Genomic DNA, 21,795 nt, shown 5'->3' with positions numbered 1-21,795 from the left:
GGAGGGGGGAATTGTGAAACCTATTATGGAAACATAATAAGGCGCATGATTCCTACCCTACAATCCTGCTCCTAGTCCTGAAGACATCGATGTTACAAAAAGACTTACTGAAGTTGGAAACATCGTTGGTATTGAATTACTAGACCATATTATAGTTGGAGCGGAATCCTTTATATCATTGAAAGAAAAGGGTTATCTCTAATACAACCTAAGCATGAGACAGTGATTCTACTGTCTCATTTTCTCTTAATGGGCGTAGTTGAATAGAAATCGGTGTTTTCTTACTCATCACTACATGTAGATGGGATGCGGATGCTGTTATGACGCCAATTCTCTAATTTTCTTCAGATGGATGAGAATTTGCAGATATACAATTTTACACTTTACTCTATATATACCGGCGATATACCCTATTTGTTACATTGAATTGCAAAAATATTTTTCAGTGTATGTCCACCCTCCGGTTATGTGTATATAACTTTCACGTCGTAATCCTCTTTTTCTACCAACTTCACTGTATAAATTCTACACTTTTAATAATGTGTTATAACTAACGGTAATGCTGTTCGACCAAGAATACTTCACCTCTAAATTAACACTCTGTCATTAGTAAAGAAAATGTAATACTTAAGGGGGTGTCTATACCTTGTGTCTCTAAGAAGAAGACGTGCATCGTTATACTTCGTGGAATAGGTTTATTACTACACCCTCTTCTTCTAGCGTTGTTAATCTCTTATACATACCCACTACTCCAATACGGTTAGAGTCAAGTACATTATGCTTTCGTAGTGTCTCAAGATATAACAGTGCAAGATTATCAACATCAGTAGACGAATTACTAGTTTTAATAACAATATGACACTCGTTAAATCTATTAGTACTTGAAGATAACAATGATGATAACTGGGCCTCAATACTAGCTATAGTTGCTTTGTAAGAAGTATCATATGTCATTACGCCATCAATATCAAAAGGTAGCGCAACTGCTTTTTCTACTGTAGGTAATTCTAAAGTAAAATTCAACGCATCCTTCGTCACAAGATTAATTACCTCAACCTTTATGATTGGCTTAGGATACCTGATTAAACTTTTTATATGACTTATATTAGCATTCATAACTAAAGAGTCATCTTTTATTACATTTCCATTCAAGCCGTCTAATATTACTTTTAATAACATTTCAAGTTTTATACTAGATGGAGGGATCATGGAAGACAATTCTACCTCTATAGACATTTGTTGACTAAATACTTGAAATGATTTTGATCTTAAAGCCGCTCTAGCTTGCTTCATTACTAACTGTTGAAAAAACATCATTCTTATATCCTGTATCTCTTTACATTGAGTCATAGGACGTGTCATAACATTTTGTGGACTATTAATTTTAATTATACAATTAGCCTTCCTATACTTTATAGATACTGCTTGTTTAGCATTATTATAGTGTATATTCACGATTGAATTTTCCCCCCTGTTTTAACTAATGCGTCATTAAGTTTCATATCTGGAATAATTGTAAGCCTTAGTACCTCTATAATTTCGTCCGTGGGTAATGCATTGCTAACTGAAAGATCTCCAATATACTGCAATTCATTCATACATGAGAATTTATTTTTTCTATATACAGTTTTTACTTTAATGAGTAGTCCTTTTCTTAAAAGCCATATAAAACACTTACTTAGCTCATGCTTACTGCAACCAATAGTGTGGTACATTAACTCGTTAATTACAGGCCGAGTATTTCTATATTCCACAACTTTTGGATCTACACCACCATACTCAGCAATCCAGTGAAATAAATATAGTTGTCCCAACGCTTTTATTTTTCTATCAGTCCAATCCGTTTGATTCCTTAGTATACTCCCCTTCATCACATCCACTGGTATTTCACAGTAACCGTTCAAGTCGTTTTTCATATCGTATCTATTTCTCAGCATATGACCATTAGAGAAGTATTGTTTAGTTGCTTTGTGATAGTCAGGAGAAATTAGTACTCTGTATGCATTTGAACGATTTGGTGATTTTACTTTCTCAATAAAATAATTTCGAGCAAGCCAATCTATGCATATTTTTACATAATGCTCAGATAAATTAACTTCATTACAAATAGTTTTGATACTCATAAAACACAAACCTTTATTATTTACTCCTACAACCCTACACAAAAGTAAATAGATTCTTAGTCTATTCTCCTTCAGCTCAGGAAAGGTATTTGAAAAAATAGTACGTTCAACCAAAAATGTATGTTTAGATAGATTAAGATGACGAATACTGTTTTTCATGTTTTCCCTCCTCATACAATAATAGTGTTGCGTTAAATTTACCAAACTGTTATTATTGTGTAAAGAGATAAAACAAAATAAATTTAGGGAGATTAGAAAATGTATCTAAACGATTATTACCAGATAACCTCAAGTGAATTCAATTTATTAAAAAACAGTACCATTGGGGAGAGAATCAGATTTATCCGTCATAAGTTAATGGATAACATTAACCCAGGAAATTTCACTACCTCAGCCATCTCCGAAAGGACTGGGATTGCAGCTCAAACGATTACTACTATAGAAAGAGGAGAATCTAAAAAACCATCCTTTGGAGTAATTCATGCTCTTGCAAAAGAATTTAAACTCCCAATGGAAGTCTTTACTGATGATTTTTACGAAGGTGAAGAAAAACTATTAATACTAGGGAATAAGCGTGAAGCAGTGGAAACAGGTCTTGACTTTGACGAGATTGATGACTTAAACGTAGAAGACGATGATTTAACAGACTTTTGGAATATAGTTGAACCTGATGAGAGAAAAATTGTTATTAGAGTAACTGATGAAACCGAAGTAAATCAACCAATTAATCTCTATGAGGTAAAAAAAATGTACCGGGAGGAGCTCGATATTATTAGGATGATTAGTAATTTAATTCAAGATATCGAACTTGACCCTAAGAATTTATCAATTAAGGAATTCGAGGAAGCTTTGAAGAGATCACCATTAAAGGAGGCGAAGGATATTGTCAATAATAGCAATAGAATTTGACAATGGTTAATAATATGGATGATTCTATAGAAATACTAGAATTACCATTAAATATTAAGTGAGGTGACAATTAATGCAAAAAGCACCGTTTGGGTATAAGTTTGGGTATGTCGAGGATGAGAAAAGATTCTTGTATATCCCAGATGAAAATACGTATACTTTACTAGTTAATTTTTTCATAGCAGCAAGTAAATTTCAATGTCTTGATGAATTAGCGAATAATCTAAATGAGGGAGACATAAGAACACCAAATGGACTTCCTTATTCGAAAAGTTTTATAACAAGTATTATTTCTAATCCAATCTATATTAATCTCTTAGAAATAGAATGGAACTGTGAAAATCGATATATTGTTTATTGGTTCGAATCACTAGTCACTTTGGAGGAATGGGTACTTGCTCAGGTAGCAATAGAGAATTGGGATGTTCTTAGGCATCCAGACATACGCGAATATATTTCAAGTTAAATTGCAAATATAATTAGAAAACTTTAAACAACGCTATTTTAATGATAGTGACTCAATCAATTATTCTTTAAACTATCGGGATAGTATTTATGATTACTCATCGACTCTTATTTCTCTTTTACAAGAATTAGGTGTACAGGAGGAGTCAACAAATAATAATTCAGTAATAACAAAGGAGGGATTACTATGACTAATACTTTTAATTCTCCAGAAACTAATATAGAAGAATTGATTGTTAAAACGCTAAATAAAGCCTTATCTTCATCACAGGGTTTTATACAACATGAATGGATGTCATTAAAAGAGGGTGCAAAATATGCTGATGTCTCGTATAACACATTTATGAAATTCCGTTTAAAGGGATTAAAAGTATCAGAGGTAGATGGTGTAAAAAGAGTTTCTCGCAAGGAGATAGATAAATTTTTAGAGAATCACAGCTTCTAATCATACTCATATAGAGGATTTATCTTTAGTTTCGATTATAATATCACTAGAGGTAAATCCTCTCTTTTATCACTTGCCCCCGCAACTGATTCAGGAGGAATAATCATGGCAAAGAAAAAGGTATCACCTATTAAAAGCTATACAGGGAGAAATGGTGAGAAACTATACAGAGTCCCAGTGTATTTAGGGATTGATCAGCTAACTGGTAAACAGAAGCGCACAACGAGAAGGGGTTTTAAAACAATTAAAGAAGCTGAATTAGCATTAGCTCGTATTAAGCTAGATGTAGCTAATGGCACTTATCATCAAAAACGTGCTGAAACATACCAGGAAATATATGACCTATGGGTAAAACAATATGAAAAGACAGTTGAGGAAAGTACTTTCGTTAAAACTATAGGTATCTTCAAGAATCATATATTACCTGCAATGGGTGCTTATAAAATTGAAAAGATTCATGTCGATGTATGCCAGGAGCACGTGGATGAATGGGCATCGAAGTTAAAGAAGTACCGCATGGTAAAAGCTTATGCGTCTAAGGTGTTAAACTTTGCAATTAAGCGTGGCTATATAGAAACAAATCCATTTGCATATGTAGATTTGCCAACTAAAGTTTCTAGCAAGGCTATAGAAGCAGATGAAGATGAAGCGGAGAACTTCTACACACGTGAGCAGCTTAAAGAGTTCCTATCATGCCTAGAGCGTGAAAGTAACCACAAAGCTTATGTCCTATTTCGCTTACTTGCTTTCAGTGGAATGCGTAGAGGCGAAGCTTTAGCTCTTACATGGAATGATCTAAACTTCACAACAAATGAACTACGTATCACCAAGGCCCTTTCACTTGGTAAAGATAACCGACTATATGTTAAATCTACGAAAACAGGTGTTGCTCGAACAATTAAAATGGATGATAAGACAATGGCTGTTTTAAAAGAGTGGAAGAAAAAACAAAAGCAAGATTATCTGCAGTTAGGCCTCAATACAATGAAACCTAAACAACTTGTATTTAGCAATGAAAAAAATGAATTCTTACAGCCTACAAAGCTTCGTAAATGGATCATACAGGTTCAATCAAAGTATAAGCTAGCCACAATTACAACGCATGGTTTACGCCATACGCATTGTTCCCTACTTTTTGAAGCGGGCGCTAGTTTAAAAGAAGTTCAAGTTCGTTTAGGACACACTGATGTAAAAACAACAATGGATATTTACACACACGTTACACAGAAAGCAAAAGACGAAGCAATTTTAAAGTTCGCCAGCTATATAAACTTGTAGTAGTTTTGACTACGTTTTTGACTACGTTCAATTGATACTCATTGAAACTAGATGATATAGACAAAAAGAAAAAACCCTTGAATACCAAGGGTTTTGACACTGTTTGAAATCATATGATTTCGTAGTATGGAGACGGCGGGATTTGAACCCGCGTCCAGAAACTCTAACACTTAAGCTTCTACGCGTGTATCTTGCCTATTTAGGTTTCGCGTAGCACTATGCCGACAAGCGGGCGTCATGTACGCTAACTTGGAAATCTCTTGCTGACAGCTCAAGTGGCACTGCCAACCGTATCCCACTAAAGTTGAGCTCTACCTAGCCACATGGGCGATGGATAGATAAAGCAGATCCGAGCTTACGCTGCGAATGCTAAGTTGTTGTTTGTTTTGCCTGTTATTATAAAGTCCGTTTTTGCGGAGCCGAGCCTCCGACGCGCAACTCAAGCTCAGACTATCCCTGTCGAATCCATAACGTCCCCGTTTATGGAATAATGTAAGCTTTGTTACATAGCTAACTATACATCAAAATTGGTCAATTTTCAAGTGATACGTTATTGGTTGCGTTCTTTAAACGCTCTTTCGATATCACGTTTTGCTTCTTTTTTCTTCAACACATCGCGTTTGTCGTAGTCTTTCTTCCCTTTTCCGACGCCGATCAATACTTTAGCATAGCCATTTTTTACGTACATTTTTAGAGGGACGATTGTGTAGCCTTCTCTTTTCGTTTCGCCAATCAATGTACTAATCTGTTTTTTATGTAACAGTAGTTTTCTGGATCGTAAAGGGTCGTGGTTGAAACGATTTCCTTGCTCGTATGGACTAATATGCATATTGGAGATCCATGCTTCGTTGTTGCGAATGCGTACGAAAGCATCTTTCAATTGCACTTTGCCGTTACGGATGGATTTTATTTCAGTTCCTTGTAGCACGATACCGGCTTCGATTGTTTCTTCGATAAAATAATCATGTCCTGCTTTTTTGTTTTGTGCAAGGACCTTATCGTCATGCTTTTTTGCCATCTCATTCACCTCTTTAAAACTTACGAGGAGCGATTAGATCGCTCCTTTATTTTTTCTTCTTTGGTCGTTTACGACGTTGAGATTTTTTCGCAACGGATTCGTAAAATTTCTTTTTCTGTTTAACTTCTTTTTTAGGGCCAGGAGATGATTTATCTCTTCTGTTGTTAGATCCTTCTTTTTTCTTCGCATGAATGACTTTTGGCGTTTCTTTTCTCGTACGATGGAACGCTTTTTTCATGCCAACAATTTCGAAGTCTACAGCAGATTCCTCTGGTTTCACATCCGCCACGCGGACAGTTACTTCATCCCCAATTCGGAATTGCTTGCCAGCACGTTCTCCAATCATCATCATTTGACGATCATCAAATCGGTAGTAATCATCGGTCATATTCGTTACATGGACAAGTCCCTCTATTGTATTCGGAAGCTCGACGAACATACCAAAGTTTGTAACAGAGCTAATAATACCTTCGAATTCCTCGCCAATTTTGTCCGACATATATTGGGCTTTTTTCAATGCATCTGTATCGCGTTCAGCATCTACCGCACGACGTTCACGTTTAGACGTATGCTCTGCGATATCGTCCATAATCGCACCCCAATGGTTGATAGTAGGCTGCGTCACATCGCCATTTACTAAATACGTACGGATCAATCGGTGAACGATTAAGTCAGGATAGCGTCTGATCGGTGATGTGAAATGGGTATAGAACTCGGTTGATAAACCAAAATGTCCTAAGCATTCCACATAATATTTTGCTTGTTGAAGCGAGCGTAATAGCATTGTAGATATAACAGGCTCTTCTGGCATGCCTTCTATATTTTCAATGATTTCTTGTAATGCCTTTGGATGAATTTCATTTCCTGTTCCTTTTACGACAAGTCCAAAGTTCGTTAAAAAGTCAAAAAAGCGTTGTAGTTTTTCTGGTTTTGGATCTTCGTGAATACGGTAAATAAACGGTACATCCATCCATTTGAAATGCTCCGCCACTGTTTCATTTGCAACTAGCATAAATTCTTCGATTAGACGTTCAGCAACTGTACGTTCACGAGTCGCCACGTCTACTGGCCATCCTTCTTCGTTTACGATAATTTTAGCCTCTGGGAAGTCAAAGTCAATCGCACCACGATCTTGGCGTTTATTTCTTAAGATTTCTGCTAGTTCGCCCATTAGTTCGAACATCGGCACTAATGGTTCATATCGTTCAATCAGCGCGGCATCTTTTTCTTCTAAAATTTTATATACGTCTGAGTACGTCATACGTTCCGTTGTTCGAATAACACTTTGGAAAATTTCATGTGATGTGACCGTACCAGAGCCATTGATTATCATTTCGCAAGATAGCGTTAAACGATCGACTTGTGGATTCAATGAACAAATACCGTTAGATAGACGGTGCGGAATCATTGGGATAACTCTGTCTGCCAAATACACACTCGTTCCACGATCATATGCTTCTCGATCAAGCGGCGAACCTTCTGTAACATAATGACTTACGTCCGCTATATGAACACCAAGTTTATATGAACCATCTGGCAATTTCGTTACAGTAACCGCATCATCTAAATCTTTCGCGTCTGCTCCATCAATCGTTACGATGACTTCATTGCGTAAATCACGACGATCCTCCAGATCCTTTTCATCGATTTCATCTGGAACCGCTTCTGCTTGGTTAATCACTTCTTCTGGGAAATCAATTGTGATTCCGTGCTTATAAATAATAGATAGAATATCAACACCAGGATCATTTCTATGTCCTAGAATTTTCGTTACCATACCAGTTGCGGACTTTCGTTCGTTTGGCCATTCTGTAATTTCTACAACTACTTTATGCCCTTCAATCGCACCGAGCGTATCTCCTTTTGCAATAAATACGTCCATCGGTACTTTCTTGTCATCTGGAATGACGAAGCCAAATCCTCTGTTGTCCTGGAATGTCCCTACAACTTGGGTAATGCCTCTTTGCGTTATTTTAATAATGGAGCCTTCACGACGGTCGCCATGTGATTCACGTGACACACGGACAAGCACCTTGTCTCCATTTACTGCTCCATTTACCTCCGTTGGTGGGATAAATATATCGTCCATCCCATCTTCTTCTGGTGCAACAAAGCCGAATCCTTTTGCGTGGCCTATAAATTTCCCAACGACTAAATTCATTCGAGATGGGATACCATAACGATTAGATCGAGAGCGGACAACTAGTCCTGCTTCTTCCATTTGAACGAGCGTTTTGACAAATTCTTTAAAATCATCTGCATCACTAAGTCCAAAATGGTCCTCTAATTCTTTTGTTGTTAATGGTTTATATTCTTCTGCTTGCATTAGTTCTAATAGTGATTCTTTCAAATTCTCCATGTAACATCCCTCCTTTTTCAGCGTGTGCACATTTGGACTGTTTTACACATTCCAATCAAGCGACTCTAAAAAGTTTAATATATCTTCGTGTAATTGTTCTTTTTCAGGACCTAACGTAATAACATGACCAGAGTTTTCATACCAATTGATTTTTTTCTGCAATGATTCCGCTTGCTCAAAAATAGTATTGGCAGAGTTCGTATCGATGACCGTATCTTTTTCTCCTTGCGTCACAAGAAGCGGCGCATAAATATGATCGACATGATCACGGACGTTATAGACAAACTCTCTTAGCTCAGCTAGCGTCTCCATCGGTGTTTGGCGAATTGCTTCTATCTCTTCTTCTATTTGGGCGTCTGATTTTCCTTCATATTTCTTATATTCTTTCGCATATTTTATTACACCTTCAAACATGACATCCGTCGTTTTCATCGTCATCGGAGAACACATCGTCACAATTCCCTTAACAGGAACTGTATACCCTAATTTCAATGAAAATACGCCTCCAAGAGAAAGTCCAGCAACGGCAATTTCTTCATAGCCTTCAGCTTTCAAACGGTCATAGCCGCGCATTACGTCCTTCCACCAATCCTTAGGACCCGTTTCTAGCAATTCTTCCGGCGGTACTCCATGCCCTTTGTAGTGAGGTGCAAGTGATGTATATCCATTTTTCTCTAAAAAGCGGCCGAGCATTCGAACATCCGATGAGTTTCCAGTGAAACCATGGAGAAGGAGAACCGCACGTTTGCCTGCCTCAAAGAAAAATGGCTTTGGTGTTGTAATTCGCATGTAAAACATACCTCCACTTAAAAATAAAAAAGTTTAAAAGAAAACGCCTAACCAATCAGAAGTCGGTCAGGCGGTTCGATTCGAATTTGTTATAAAAATTTTGTTACAGCAATAGTTAAGATAAAAAATAATACTGCAAGTACAACCGTTATCCTATGTAACACAAGGTCCATGCCTCGAGCTTTTTGTTTTCCAAAAAGTTGTTCAGCCCCACCAGAGATGGCTCCTGAAAGACCAGCACTTTTCCCTGACTGTAACAATACAACAACGATTAATGCAAGCGATACGATGACAAGTAAAGTCACTAACAACACATGCATTTGTTCCACCTCCTGATAAGAACGTTCACAACATAAATAATTTTACCAAAAAGTACACAAGGTTACAACTCTTTAAGAAAAATAAAATGACAGAAAAAAAACATTTTTACAACTAACTCCTCCAAAAGATAAAACCGATTAAAGCTAAAAAGATATTGGTCATCCGTCACCTTTTCTGCAACTCCAGAAATGTCTTTCCAAATTCATTGGAAATTAACAAAAATACCCTTTTACAACTAAATCACTCAAAATTACAACTAACTACTCCAAAATTACAACTAAACCTAAAGTTTTTACAACTAAACAAGCTACGCCAAATCTTTCTTCCCAAGTATTACTCACTTCATTGATTGTAGTGAAAAGCGGTGACTCCAGCGGGATGAGTAAGACAGATGAACCATCACAACGTACCCGCAGGGGCGGTGATGGTTCATCGCTCACCCCGTGGAAAGCGACCGCTTGAAACGGAAATCAACCGGATTATATACCTTCACATTTTTAAGAAAAGCGCAAGCACCCTATAAGCATCTTTATCCCTACTGAACTTAGATTCAGCCCTTCAGCCTTACGAAAAATGACCAAAAATACCCTTTTACAACTAAGACCACTAAATTTACAACTAACTACTCTAAAATTACAACTAAACATAGAAATTTTACAACTAAACTATCGCTCACAAAAAAAAAGCCGGCAACAGCTGCCGACTCTCTTCCACTAACCTTATTTTAAGTTATAAAATGTTTTTTTACCTAAATACTCCGCAGTTTCATAGAGTTGGTCCTCAATGCGTAGTAATTGGTTGTATTTTGCAACGCGGTCCGAACGAGATGGCGCGCCTGTTTTAATTTGTCCAGCGTTTGTTGCAACGGCGATATCAGCGATTGTTACGTCTTCTGATTCACCAGAACGGTGAGATATTACTGCTGTATATCCTGCTCGTTTCGCCATTTCGATTGCGTCAAACGTTTCTGTAAGTGTACCAATTTGGTTTACTTTCACAAGAATAGAGTTTCCAACGCCTTGCTCGATTCCTTGAGCTAATTTTTTCGTATTCGTAACGAATAGATCGTCTCCAACTAGTTGAACTTTACTTCCTAATTTCTCTGTAAGTAATTTATGTCCAGCCCAGTCGTTTTCATCTAAGCCGTCTTCAATTGAGATGATTGGATATTTTTCGCAAAGCTCTTCATACCAAGCAACCATTTCTTCCGAAGTTTTTACTACACCTTCACCAGCTAAATGATATTTTCCGTCTTCTTTATTGAAAAGCTCAGAAGCGGCAACATCCATTGCAAGAAGTACTTCTTCTCCTGGTTTATATCCTGCTTTTTCGATAGCAGTCATAATTGTGGAAAGTGCTTCTTCGTTGGATTTTAAGTTTGGAGCAAATCCACCCTCGTCTCCAACAGCTGTGTTTAATCCTGCTTCTTTTAATACTGCTTTTAAGCTATGGAAAATCTCAGCGCCCATACGTAACGCATGGCGGAATGATTCTGCGCCAACTGGCATTACCATGAATTCTTGGATATCTACGTTATTATCCGCATGCTCTCCACCATTGACGATATTCATCATTGGTACTGGCAGCTGCTTCGCATTGAATCCACCTAAATATTGATACAATGGGATGTCTAAATAGTTTGCTGCTGCATGTGCCACTGCGATAGATACACCTAAAATTGCATTTGCACCAAGATTTCCTTTGTTTTCCGTACCATCTAATTCAATCATCGCTTTGTCAATAGATACTTGGTCAAGAACGGAAAAATTCTCTTCCAATTCTGCTGCGATGATATTGTTTACGTTATCTACTGCTTTTAAAACACCTTTCCCTAGGTATCTTTCTTTGTCACCATCACGAAGTTCTACTGCTTCATATTCACCAGTAGAGGCACCAGATGGAACGATTGCACGACCAAACGCACCACTTTCTGTAAATACTTCTACTTCTACTGTTGGGTTCCCGCGTGAATCCAATACTTCACGAGCTTGTAAATGTGTAATAATTGGCATCTTTAACTCTCCGTTTCGATTAGTGTTTTACCTGTCATTTCAGGTGGTGTTTCTATCCCTAATAAGTGTAACATGGTTGGCGCCAAATCGGCTAAAATTCCGTTAGAGCGCAAAGAAAAATCTTTTTGCGTAACAATTACTGGCACAGGATTCGTCGTATGTGCTGTCATTGGCTGGCCTTCGAGGGTCGTTACTTCATCTGAGTTTCCGTGGTCGGCTGTAATGATTGCTTTACCACCTTTTGTTAAAATAGCATCTACCACTTTACCTAAACATTCATCTACCGCTTCGATCGCTTTTATAGTCGGCTCTAGCATTCCGCTATGACCGACCATATCTGGATTCGCGAAGTTTAGAATGATCGCATCGAATTTATCCTGTGCAATTTCAGAAAGTAACGCATCTGTGACCTCATATGCGCTCATTTCTGGCTGCAAATCATATGTTGCAACCTTTGGAGAACTGATCAGAATGCGTTCTTCCCCCGGGAATGTCTCTTCTCGACCGCCGCTCATGAAAAACGTCACATGTGGATATTTTTCTGTTTCCGCGATGCGAAGTTGCGTTTTGCCGTTTTTAGAGAGTACTTCTCCAATCGTGTTGTACAAATCGTTTTTTTCAAAAACCACATCAGAAACAACGTCATCACTATAGTGAGTGAACGTTACAAATTTTAGATTGGTCGGATGCTTTTTGCTTAACACAAAACTGTCGAACGTCGGTGTATTCAAAGCCATAGATAGTTGAATCGCACGGTCTGGACGGAAATTAAAGAAAATGACCGCATCCCCCGAATCGATCGTTACTGCCGGCTTTGCATTCTCTTCAATAACAAAAGGTACAACAAATTCATCCATAACATCTTCTTCATAGGATTTTAAGATTCCAGCTGTAGCGGATTCAGCAGTTCTTCCTACTCCATCTACAAGTGCCTGGTAAGCTAATCCAACGCGCTCCCAGCGTCGATCGCGATCCATTGCATAATAACGTCCACTAATAGAAGCGAACTTCCCAACGCCGATTTCTTTCATTTGCTTTTCTGTTTCCTCGACAAACCCAACAGCCGTTTGAGGACCAACGTCACGTCCATCTAAAAAGCCATGAACAAAAACGTCTTCCAGACCATGCTCTTTCGCTAGTTTCAATAAAGCAAATAAATGGCTGTAATGACTATGAACACCGCCATCCGAAAGCAGCCCCATCAAATGCAATTTCCCGCTTGTTTGTTTCACATGGTCGATTGCCGCTAAAAGCTTCGGTTCTAAAAAGAATTCACCTTCACGAATAGACTTATGAATACGCGTCAAGTTTTGATAGACAATTCTCCCCGCTCCAATATTCAAATGACCCACTTCTGAGTTACCCATTTGACCATCTGGCAGTCCTACTGCTTCTCCAGAGGCGATCAATGTAGCATTTGAATAGTCTTTCCAATACCGGTCATAATTCGGCTTGTTCGCCTGTGCCACTGCATTTCCAAATGTCTCATGGCGCAACCCGAATCCGTCTAAAATGATTAGTGCTACAGGGCTTTTAGGCATGCATACCAGCCTCCAATAGCTTCAAGAAAGAATCTGCTTGTAAACTTGCTCCTCCTACTAAAGCTCCGTCAATATGCTCTTTCGAAAGAAGTTCTTCAATATTTTCTGGTTTCACACTTCCACCATATTGTATGCGTACTTTGCTCGCTACTTCTTCTCCAAATCCGTCAAGGATCGTTTCACGAATTGCTTGGCATACATCATTTGCATCGTCAGCTGACGCAGTTTTACCAGTTCCGATCGCCCAAATTGGCTCATACGCGATAACGGTATTTTCTACTTGCTCTTCCGATAGCCCTTCTAAAGCAGCCATCACTTGGGAAGAAACAATTGTTTCCGTTTCATTTTGCTCGCGTTGCTCTAATGTTTCGCCTACACAAACAATTGGAGTTAGATTATTTTCAAATGCTGCACTTACTTTTTTATGAACTGATTCATCTGTTTCATTGAAATATTGGCGTCTTTCGGAATGTCCGATCACTACATAGCTAACACCTAGATCCTGCAACTGATGCCCGCTGACTTCCCCTGTGAATGCGCCTTCTTTTTCCTCATGCATCGTTTGTGCCCCAATAGAGATAAAAGAATCCTTTGTCGCTTGGACAAGCTGATCTAGAAATAGCGCTGGTGCACAAATAACTGCATCCACTTTGCTGCTGTCAACTTGCGCTTTTTTTAACTGCTCGATGAAATCCTTCGCTTCTGAAAGTGTTTTATACATTTTCCAATTTCCTGCTAGTATAGGTTTACGCATATGAATTCTCCTCCATTACTTATCGTTTAAAGCAGATACACCTGGTAGGTCTTTCCCTTCCATAAATTCAAGTGAAGCTCCTCCACCAGTTGAAATATGGTCCATTTTCTCGGCAACTTCGAACTTTTCTACCGCTGCTGCTGAATCTCCACCACCGATAATTGTGTAACCAGCCGTTTCTGCCATTGCGTCCGCAACACCTTTTGTGCCGCTTGCAAAAGCATCCATTTCAAATACACCCATCGGTCCATTCCAAATGATCAGTTTACTGTTTTTAATAACGTCCGCATATAATGCCGCCGTTTTTGGTCCAATATCCAGCCCCATCCAATCAGATGGAATTTGATCGATATCTACCACTTTTGTAGTTGCATCCTTCGAAAACTCATCCGCAATGACAACATCTACTGGCAAGTAAAAAGCAACACCTTTTTCTTTTGCTTTTTCAATAAAACCTTTTGCTAGCTCGATTTTATCCTCTTCTAAAAGAGACTTCCCAATATCATGTCCTTGCGCTTTAGAGAATGTGTAGGACAGCCCACCACCGATTAAAATATTATCTACTTTGTCTAATAAATGATCGATGACACCGATTTTATCTTTTACTTTTGCTCCACCAATAATAGCTGTGAATGGACGTTCCGGCTCCGATAAAGCTTTCCCTAATACATCCAATTCTTTTTCCATGAGCAACCCAGAAACCGCCGGTAAAAGCTTCGCAATTCCTTCTGTGGTTGCGTGGGCACGATGCGCAGCACCAAATGCATCATTTACATATACATCTGCAAGTTTAGCAAATGCTTTTGCAAGCTCCGCATCATTTTTTTCTTCTCCTGCATGGAAGCGAACATTTTCGAGTAAAATGACTTCTCCATCTTGCATCTCAGAAACTGCTTGTTCTACTTCTGTACCAATTGATTCATCTAATTTTTTTACTTGTTTATTTAATAATTTTGCTAAATGCTCTCCCACTTTTGTCAAACGTAGCTCTTCTTTTACTTCGCCTTTCGGACGACCCATATGACTAGCTAAAATTACTTTTGCACCTTGTTCGATTAAATAGTTAATCGTCGGTAGTGCTGCACGAATTCGAGTGTCGTCTGTAATTGCTCCATCTTCCATCGGCACATTAAAGTCTACACGACAGAATACGCGCTTTCCTTGTAAAGTCACATCGCTCATTGTTTGTTTTTCATTCATGAGATAAGCCTCCTATGTACTAAAAAAATAGGAGCAAAGGGGTAACCCTTGCTCCTTTTACCCTCTTTCATTATAGAGGTTATTCGCAATAATCGCTACAAACGATGTAGTGATTAAAGTCCTTTTTTCATCATTAGAAGTGCTAGGTCGATACAGCGTGCAGAATATCCTGATTCGTTGTCATACCAAGATAATACTTTCACCATATTGTCGCCAAGTACCATTGTGGAAAGTCCGTCAATTGTAGAAGATGCAGTATTTCCATTATAGTCAATCGATACTAATGGAAGCTCATTGAATGCTAGAATACCTTTTAATTCATTTTCAGAAGCTTGTTTTAATGCATTATTTATATCTTCTACTGTTACTTCTTTTTCAAGCTCCGCTACAAAGTCTACTAAAGAAACATTTGGTGTAGGAACGCGGATTGCCATACCGTCTAGTTTCCCTTTTAGCTCGGGAAGTACTTTTGCAACTGCTGATGCTGCTCCTGTAGTAGTTGGAATCATAGATTCTCCTGCTGCACGTGCACGACGGTAATCGCTATGCGGCAAGTCTAAAATTCGTTGGTCGTTTGTGTATGAGTGGATTGTTGTCATCATACCGCGTTTAATACCAAATTGATCTTGCAACACTTTTGCAAGTGGTGATAAACAGTTCGTTGTACAAGATGCATTGGAAATTACGTGATCTGTTTCTGGGTTATAATTATCCGCATTTACACCCATAACAAAGGTAGGCATATCGTCTTTAGCAGGTTGAGAAAGAATTACTTTTTTCGCTCCCGCCTCAATATGTTTGCTAGCTTTTTCAGTAGTGCTGAAAATTCCCGTACATTCAATAACGATATCGATTTCTTGCTCTTTCCATGGAAGTGCAGAAGGGTCTTTTTCAGCAAACACGCGAATATTTTTACCATTCACGATTAAATAGTCGCCTTCTGAAGAAACATCTGCATCTAAAATGCCATGTACAGAATCATATTTCAATAGATGTGCAAGCATTGCAGCATCCGTTAAGTCATTGATCGCCACTACTTCTAAATCTTTTTCTTCCAATGCTTCTCTAAATACTTTACGTCCAATACGTCCAAATCCATTAATCGCTAATTTTACTGTCATGTTAAATTCCTCCTAGTTGGTTTGTAAGATTATTTTTATCATTTCATTAGCAGCACCTTCATCTGTTACTAAAACAGTTTGCGCAGGTGCTTGTTTAAAATAGGATAATAATGCGTTTACTTTTTTTGCACCTCCGGCAACCGCCAGTAAGTGCTCTATATGTTTTAACTGATCTAACTGAATTCCTATCGTGCGAATGCGATGTACCGCTTCGCCTTGATTATTGAAATAATAGCCAAATGCTTCACTAACAGAGCCAGCTTCTTTTAGGCGCTCGATTTCTTTCTCGTCCGTATTTCTTCGACGAGCCATTTCCTCTGCATCGCCAATGCCGTGAATAATAATATTCGTGCGCTCGTATAGATCCATCATTTCTTGAATGAAAGGCTCTTTCTTCATCGTAGTGTACGCTTCTTCACTTAAACTATCCGGCATATATAATGTTCGATATGATCCATTCATTTTGTTGGCAAATAGAGAAGCAATCGTATTTGCTTGCAACAAAACATCTTTTCCAACTCCGCCTCGAGCAGCGATGAACAATAACTGTTTCCATCTACTTGTCTCATGTACAAAATTAGATATGGAAGCAATAGTAGAACCGCCAGTTACCGCGACTATTTTTTCGTCCGTTAAAATGCTTTCCAAATATTTTGCAGCTTCTTGCGATAACAGCATGGCTGCATTTGTATTCGTATCTACATCTCCCGGAACAATAATTACTTCTTTAATGTGTAAATGCTGTGCCAGTTGCTGTTCCAGTTGTAATCTTCCCGACCACTCTCGCACTACTTCTTTTAAATCCAGTAATAATTGTGTTCCCTCTGGTGTAATAGCTGCCCCGTCTCGCGAAATATCTATCAACCCTTGGCTTCTTAATATATCTAACTCTTTTCGGGTATCTCGTTCAGATAACCCTAATTGTTCTCCTAAAACTCGCCTTCCAATTCCTTTCGAAAGCTGAATCGTTTGAAGTATTCGATACCTCTTTTGCAACAAGTCGCTCATTTCAGGAATTATCTTGAGCTGAGCCGTGAGCAAAGATTCCATATTTCACTTCCTCACTTAGCGCGTGTGACGTTTTTGTCCCACCGTATTTAAAAATGTCCCAGCCACTCAAAAAAAAAGTGAATTACTATAATTATCATACAATAGTATATGCAAATTAGCAATATTAGTGCTTAACTTTGTCCTCGAGCAGAAATAATCATGCAGAAAATGCCTGTTTTGCGATTTTAGGGTTGTATCTTGCGATTATGCTTAGTGATCTTGCGATTCCTGACTGCCATCTTGCGATTCGCAAAACTAAAAAAAATCTGGAGCATCATTTAAGCAATGCTTCCAGAATAGTTGCGTAATCCACTTGTCCATATTGAATAACTTCGCCTTCCAATTCAACGACGGGAATCATTAGCATATATTTTTCATGTAATGCATCATCTTCTTCAATATTCACTTCTTTGATTTCAAATGCGACATCTTCTTTCACTAGCTTCAACATAAGTCTAGCATCATCACATAAATGACAGCCTGGTCTTGTATAGAAATGGACAATCATTTTATCCAACCTCCAAAAATCATTTGATATTTGTTTATTATAATCTCTTTGAAGCCGTTATTCCTTAAAAAGGTTAAAATAAAAGCGATACTTTTTATTTGTCTGTTCGTCTATAGCATTAGGGGAGGTCCGAAGATGGAAATGGAACGCTTATACAGAGAGCACAGCGATCGAATTTACAGCTATATCTATTTATTAGTCCGTCATAAGGAATGCGCTGAAGATCTTACACAAGAAACATTTTATAAAGCGTATAAAGGGCTAGAAAGCTTTAACAAGCAGGCTTCACCTGCCACCTGGCTAATAAAAATTGCACGCAATGTGACCTATGACTATTTTCGAAGGAAAAGAGTCCTCCAATTTTTCTCCTTTGATAAAGAGCATGATCGGGAAACAAACGTACTATCTACAGAGAATCGATTTGAACAAAAAGAGCAGCTTGCTAGAATGTATGACGCTCTATATAAACTAAAAAGAGACTACCAGGAAGTACTGCTTCTCCGCAAGATACAGGAATATTCCATTCAAGAAACAGCGTATATACTTGGCTGGACCGAGGCAAAAGTGAAGATGAAAATGACACGCGCGCTGGAGGCGCTTAAAAAGGAGTTTTATAAGGAAGGAGGTCAACCAAATGGAACCATCAAAAAAATTCGATGATCTTTTGAAAGAAATGAAAGATGTGGAGCGATCAGAGGAAACCAAGCGCAATACATGGCTCGCCTTAAAGGATAGGATACAAACAAAGAGAAAACGCAGCCTATTCCCCGTATTTATTTCATTGGCAATTGTAGCGATCGCCTCCTTTCTATTCCTTACTTATTCCATTCCTTCCGAAATAGAGCAAGCAACTGCTCCTCTTTCCAATGAAGAAGTTATTATGGCATTGCTAGAGAAAAAATATAATGGGCCTGATAGGAAATTTTTACGCTTAATACGTGAATGGATGGACCTTCAAAGTGTAACGGAAACGAAAACCCAAGAGGAGTACGATCAACTTTTAAAATCGAAGGAATACATGGACTTAGTGGAATACCAAAACACATTTGGCGTTTACTTTACTGAAGCGACTGTGCAAAACTTAATTAATTCCAATATGTTGTTTGGGTATGACTATTTTCTAGAGGATACAGATTTAGAAATCCACTTAGAAAACGCTGACATTAAACAAGAGAAAGATCATCCGAATATCTATCGATCAACAATAGAGGTTTCCTTAACGAATAGTGAAGGACAGAAAATTTATCAAACATTGCAAGAAGAATATATCTTTTCTACATCTGAGCTTGGGAAAATTGGAAGATATAACAGTGCTAAGGGTGGCCAAGAACTTTTGGAGAAAATAGAGAACTTTAGCGCATATGTTGGCGGTAATGAAGTACGAACACCCGCTTTTAGAAATACCATTTCCTTCAATACTCTATGCTTTAACGGTAAAATTTACGAAAGTAGGAGTAAGGAGAAAAACCTCCATGGATGTACAGCCGATAGAAAACAAATCAATTCTATTTTACAAGTTTTTGATCATCTACCTATCAAAGAGGCAACAGAACAAGAAAGCGGAGAAAGGGCAAAAGCTCTCCCTCAAATGGATAATTATCAGATTTATTTAACAAACGCGGTAGATACAGGAACTACTTTATATACGATTACATTGTACGAGGATGGCGTTCTGATGTTCGCTCCGGGTCTTGATGTAGGAATTCTTGGGGATACGAACACAAAACCTGATGTTTTCAAATATGAACATGTCAAACAGCTGCTTGATGAATTTGCTGAAAATTAATAATCAAAAAAACCAACTAATTGTTGGTTTTTTTCTTTAGAAAAGAAGAACCTCCGCTCCGCTTTCATTCATAATTTCAACAGAAACTCTGCTTCCCCTTCATTAATCTTGCCCGTTTTTTGGAAACCGAAGCTTTCATAAAGTTTTATTGCTATTTCATTGTCCGGCTCCGTTGATAAATAAATTGCTTCACAGCCATTCAGCTGTTTCATTTCGTTCACAATCATCTGAATTGCCTCTCTGCCATAACCTTTTCCTTGGCAGGTGTGATCAATCATTAATCGACATATCCAATAGTTCTTACTATCTTCATCTAATCCGTACATGGTGAAGCCAATCATCTTGTCCTCAACCTCAATACCTCTAATAATCCATCCAGTTTCGTAAATTGACTGCACGATAGATAGCGCATTGGAAGCTACAAATTTTTCTATCACGGTTGCCTTTCCGTCCCCATTAGTAGTCAAAAGCACCGTTTGTAACCAATTATCCTTGTTAATCTCTACAAGCTTCATTTCCAATTCCCCCATTCATTTCTTTAAATTATTCTATCTGGAGTTTCTAAATGTTCATACAACTTGGCAAAAAAAAAGACCCTCTAAAGGGCCTTTTTCAATTAATTTACCATTTGCGTCCTGCTCCGCCACCACCGGAGCTACCTCCGCCAAATCCTCCGAAACCACCGCCGGAGCTTCTTCCTCCTCCAAATCCGCCACCAAAACTTCCTGGCCCGAACATCGTGCTAGTTCGTCTTCTACCGCGGCCTGTTCCACCGCCGCCACCGCCACCAGACATTACCGTGTATATGAGATAAATAACAACGATAATGATGATAATTGTGGATAATGAAAAGCCATCACCTGATTCAGCAGGATTTTTCGGCTCCACTAACTCTCCGTCCCAACCGTACTCTTTTGCGACTTCATTGTATAACACCTGATAAGTAGAAAACACTGCATCATTAATGGAACCTTGTTCTAAAAAAGGATACGTATATTCGTCTAAAATACGACCAAGTTTTCCGTCCGGTAAAGCTCCTTCGAGCCCTTGACCAACTGCAATATACACATCACGATTCCCTTGTTTTGTAGGATCCGTTTCAATAATTAACAAGACACCATTATTTTTGTCCTTTGCTCCAATACCGTACTCACGAATAACGTCAACACCAAATTGAGCAACGTCCTGTCCTTTTAATGTCTCAATTATCATGACTACTACTTGAGCCCCAGTAGCATTATCCAAATTACGTCCAAGTTCTTCTAATTGTTGTTCCTCAGTGTCAGATAGAGCTCCAACAAAGTCTTGCACATATAATTCTCCTGGTATCGGTTTAGGAATATCAGATGCTGCTGCAGCTACGATTGGAGAAAAAAGCAATACAAGTAGCGCAGCTGTTAGCATTCGCGCAACTTGTTGCATTAGTCTCCAGCTCCTTCAAAATCCACTACCGGTGCTTCTTGTGCAGCTGCGTCCGCTTTAAAATATTCTTTTTCATCAAAGCCAAAAATAGAAGCGACAATACTTCCCGGCATACGTTTTACTTTTTTATTGTAGTCAGATACGACTGCATTATAGTCTTGTCTTGCAACAGATAAACGATTTTCTGTTCCTGCAAGCTCATCCATTAATTGTCGGAAGTTTGCATCCGCTTTTAACTCGGGATAATTTTCTACTACTACCAATAATCGACTTAACGCTCCCGATAGCTCATCGTTGGCAGCAGCCTGATCCTCTGGTGTGCTTGCTCCCGCTAATTTGGAACGAGCATTCGCAATATTACTCAACACTTCTTTTTCATGTGAAGCAAAACCTTTTACTGTGTTCACAAGGTTAGGTATTAAATCCAAACGTCTCTGTAATTGAGTTTCCACTTGTGCATAGGATTTATTTACATCTTCTTCGGCATTTACAAAGCCATTATAGCTGGAGAAAAAAATACCGGCAATAATCGCTAGAATTACTACGATAATTATAATTGGCCCTAATAACTTCTTCATCACATTCACCTCAATTTAAATATAGTATACATTTACCTTTAAAACAAAAAAGTGAAACCTCTTATGATTTACGTAAAAAGTAGCCATTCAGTTTCAAAAAAATAAGTTTCACTACT

At 38.3% G+C, this 21,795-nt stretch carries 22 protein-coding genes, 1 other RNA gene and 1 pseudogene; 7 read left to right on the top strand and 17 right to left on the bottom strand.

Going from position 1 to position 21,795, the window contains the following annotated elements:
- Positions 1-61 precede the first annotated feature (61 nt).
- A pseudogene (locus FS486_RS16810) lies at positions 62-202 on the top strand (JAB domain-containing protein); the annotation flags it as partial.
- A gap of 473 nt (positions 203-675) precedes the next feature.
- On the opposite strand, the gene FS486_RS16805 reads toward FS486_RS16810, so the two are convergent.
- Positions 676-1,455 carry a RusA family crossover junction endodeoxyribonuclease gene (locus FS486_RS16805; protein WP_144513071.1) on the bottom strand — a complete coding sequence of 260 codons (780 nt, stop codon included), beginning with the start codon at positions 1,453-1,455 and terminating at the stop codon, positions 676-678.
- Positions 1,452-2,282 (bottom strand): hypothetical protein, encoded by an 831-nt coding sequence (locus FS486_RS16800; protein WP_144513069.1) that lies wholly within the window; start codon positions 2,280-2,282, stop codon positions 1,452-1,454. The genes FS486_RS16805 and FS486_RS16800 overlap by 4 nt, the downstream gene beginning before the upstream one ends.
- 99 nt (positions 2,283-2,381) lie before the next feature.
- Here FS486_RS16800 and FS486_RS16795 point away from each other — a divergent pair, with 99 nt between their 5' ends.
- The 4 genes from FS486_RS16795 (at position 2,382) to FS486_RS16780 (ending at position 5,220) form a co-directional block, all read left to right on the top strand.
- Positions 2,382-3,032 carry a helix-turn-helix domain-containing protein gene (locus FS486_RS16795; protein ID WP_144513067.1) on the top strand — a complete coding sequence of 217 codons (651 nt, stop codon included), beginning with the start codon at positions 2,382-2,384 and terminating at the stop codon, positions 3,030-3,032.
- A 73-nt stretch (positions 3,033-3,105) separates the two neighbouring features.
- Entirely contained in the window at positions 3,106-3,498 is a 393-nt protein-coding gene (locus tag FS486_RS16790) for a recombinase family protein (protein WP_144513065.1), read from the top strand.
- A gap of 186 nt (positions 3,499-3,684) precedes the next feature.
- A complete protein-coding gene (locus FS486_RS16785; protein ID WP_144513063.1) occupies positions 3,685-3,942 on the top strand; it encodes a helix-turn-helix domain-containing protein in 258 nt (85 codons plus the stop codon).
- Positions 3,943-4,047: 105 nt separating this feature from the next.
- Positions 4,048-5,220 carry a site-specific integrase gene (locus FS486_RS16780; protein ID WP_144513061.1) on the top strand — a complete coding sequence of 391 codons (1,173 nt, stop codon included), beginning with the start codon at positions 4,048-4,050 and terminating at the stop codon, positions 5,218-5,220.
- A gap of 124 nt (positions 5,221-5,344) precedes the next feature.
- Here FS486_RS16780 and ssrA read toward each other — a convergent pair.
- The 12 genes from ssrA to FS486_RS16720 form a co-directional block, all read right to left on the bottom strand.
- Positions 5,345-5,698, bottom strand: a transfer-messenger RNA (tmRNA) gene (gene ssrA, locus FS486_RS16775).
- Positions 5,699-5,770: 72 nt separating this feature from the next.
- Positions 5,771-6,238, bottom strand: coding sequence for an SsrA-binding protein SmpB (gene smpB / locus FS486_RS16770; RefSeq protein ID WP_144513059.1), 468 nt, complete (start codon positions 6,236-6,238; stop codon positions 5,771-5,773).
- A 46-nt stretch (positions 6,239-6,284) separates the two neighbouring features.
- Positions 6,285-8,597, bottom strand: a complete 2,313-nt coding sequence (gene rnr / locus FS486_RS16765) for a ribonuclease R (protein WP_144513057.1) — start codon at positions 8,595-8,597, stop codon at positions 6,285-6,287.
- A 42-nt stretch (positions 8,598-8,639) separates the two neighbouring features.
- Positions 8,640-9,386: an alpha/beta hydrolase gene (locus tag FS486_RS16760; protein ID WP_144513055.1), complete on the bottom strand. Its 747-nt coding sequence runs from the start codon at positions 9,384-9,386 to the stop codon at positions 8,640-8,642.
- Positions 9,387-9,475: 89 nt separating this feature from the next.
- The gene (gene secG, locus FS486_RS16755; RefSeq protein ID WP_144513053.1) at positions 9,476-9,706 is read right to left on the bottom strand and encodes a preprotein translocase subunit SecG; all 231 of its coding nucleotides are present in this window, start codon (positions 9,704-9,706) and stop codon (positions 9,476-9,478) included.
- A 720-nt stretch (positions 9,707-10,426) separates the two neighbouring features.
- Complete coding sequence (gene eno / locus FS486_RS16750; protein WP_144513051.1) at positions 10,427-11,719, bottom strand: phosphopyruvate hydratase; 1,293 nt, start codon at positions 11,717-11,719, stop codon at positions 10,427-10,429.
- A gap of 2 nt (positions 11,720-11,721) precedes the next feature.
- Entirely contained in the window at positions 11,722-13,260 is a 1,539-nt protein-coding gene (gene gpmI, locus FS486_RS16745; protein ID WP_144513049.1) for a 2,3-bisphosphoglycerate-independent phosphoglycerate mutase, read from the bottom strand.
- Positions 13,253-14,014 (bottom strand): triose-phosphate isomerase, encoded by a 762-nt coding sequence (gene tpiA, locus FS486_RS16740; RefSeq protein ID WP_144513047.1) that lies wholly within the window; start codon positions 14,012-14,014, stop codon positions 13,253-13,255. The genes gpmI and tpiA overlap by 8 nt, the downstream gene beginning before the upstream one ends.
- 15 nt (positions 14,015-14,029) lie before the next feature.
- Complete coding sequence (locus FS486_RS16735) at positions 14,030-15,214, bottom strand: phosphoglycerate kinase (RefSeq protein ID WP_144513045.1); 1,185 nt, start codon at positions 15,212-15,214, stop codon at positions 14,030-14,032.
- 113 nt (positions 15,215-15,327) lie between these two features.
- On the bottom strand, positions 15,328-16,335 hold the full coding sequence (gap, locus tag FS486_RS16730; protein ID WP_144513043.1) for a type I glyceraldehyde-3-phosphate dehydrogenase: 1,008 nt from the start codon (positions 16,333-16,335) through the stop codon (positions 15,328-15,330).
- Between the two features lie 12 nt (positions 16,336-16,347).
- Positions 16,348-17,385, bottom strand: a complete 1,038-nt coding sequence (locus tag FS486_RS16725; protein WP_144513041.1) for a sugar-binding transcriptional regulator — start codon at positions 17,383-17,385, stop codon at positions 16,348-16,350.
- A gap of 274 nt (positions 17,386-17,659) precedes the next feature.
- Positions 17,660-17,893 carry a glutaredoxin family protein gene (locus tag FS486_RS16720; protein ID WP_144513039.1) on the bottom strand — a complete coding sequence of 78 codons (234 nt, stop codon included), beginning with the start codon at positions 17,891-17,893 and terminating at the stop codon, positions 17,660-17,662.
- A 135-nt stretch (positions 17,894-18,028) separates the two neighbouring features.
- Here FS486_RS16720 and FS486_RS16715 point away from each other — a divergent pair, with 135 nt between their 5' ends.
- The gene (locus FS486_RS16715) at positions 18,029-18,553 is read left to right on the top strand and encodes an RNA polymerase sigma factor (protein ID WP_144513037.1); all 525 of its coding nucleotides are present in this window, start codon (positions 18,029-18,031) and stop codon (positions 18,551-18,553) included.
- Positions 18,528-19,679, top strand: a complete 1,152-nt coding sequence (locus FS486_RS16710; RefSeq protein ID WP_144513035.1) for a hypothetical protein — start codon at positions 18,528-18,530, stop codon at positions 19,677-19,679. The genes FS486_RS16715 and FS486_RS16710 overlap by 26 nt, the downstream gene beginning before the upstream one ends.
- A 68-nt stretch (positions 19,680-19,747) precedes the next feature.
- Here the strand turns inward: FS486_RS16710 and FS486_RS16705 are convergent, their stop codons facing one another.
- From FS486_RS16705 to FS486_RS16695, 3 genes are all read right to left on the bottom strand, one after another.
- Complete coding sequence (locus tag FS486_RS16705) at positions 19,748-20,194, bottom strand: GNAT family N-acetyltransferase (protein ID WP_222122602.1); 447 nt, start codon at positions 20,192-20,194, stop codon at positions 19,748-19,750.
- A 106-nt stretch (positions 20,195-20,300) separates the two neighbouring features.
- Positions 20,301-21,101, bottom strand: coding sequence for a TPM domain-containing protein (locus FS486_RS20605; protein ID WP_144513031.1), 801 nt, complete (start codon positions 21,099-21,101; stop codon positions 20,301-20,303).
- Positions 21,101-21,679: a LemA family protein gene (locus tag FS486_RS16695; protein ID WP_144513030.1), complete on the bottom strand. Its 579-nt coding sequence runs from the start codon at positions 21,677-21,679 to the stop codon at positions 21,101-21,103. Before FS486_RS16695 ends, FS486_RS20605 begins: the two co-directional genes overlap by 1 nt.
- Positions 21,680-21,795 lie beyond the last annotated feature (116 nt).

The organism is Bacillus sp. FJAT-22090 (genome assembly GCF_007676755.1).
Lineage (GTDB): Bacteria > Bacillota > Bacilli > Bacillales_A > Planococcaceae > Psychrobacillus.
This window is presented reverse-complemented; position numbering and strand designations above follow the sequence as displayed.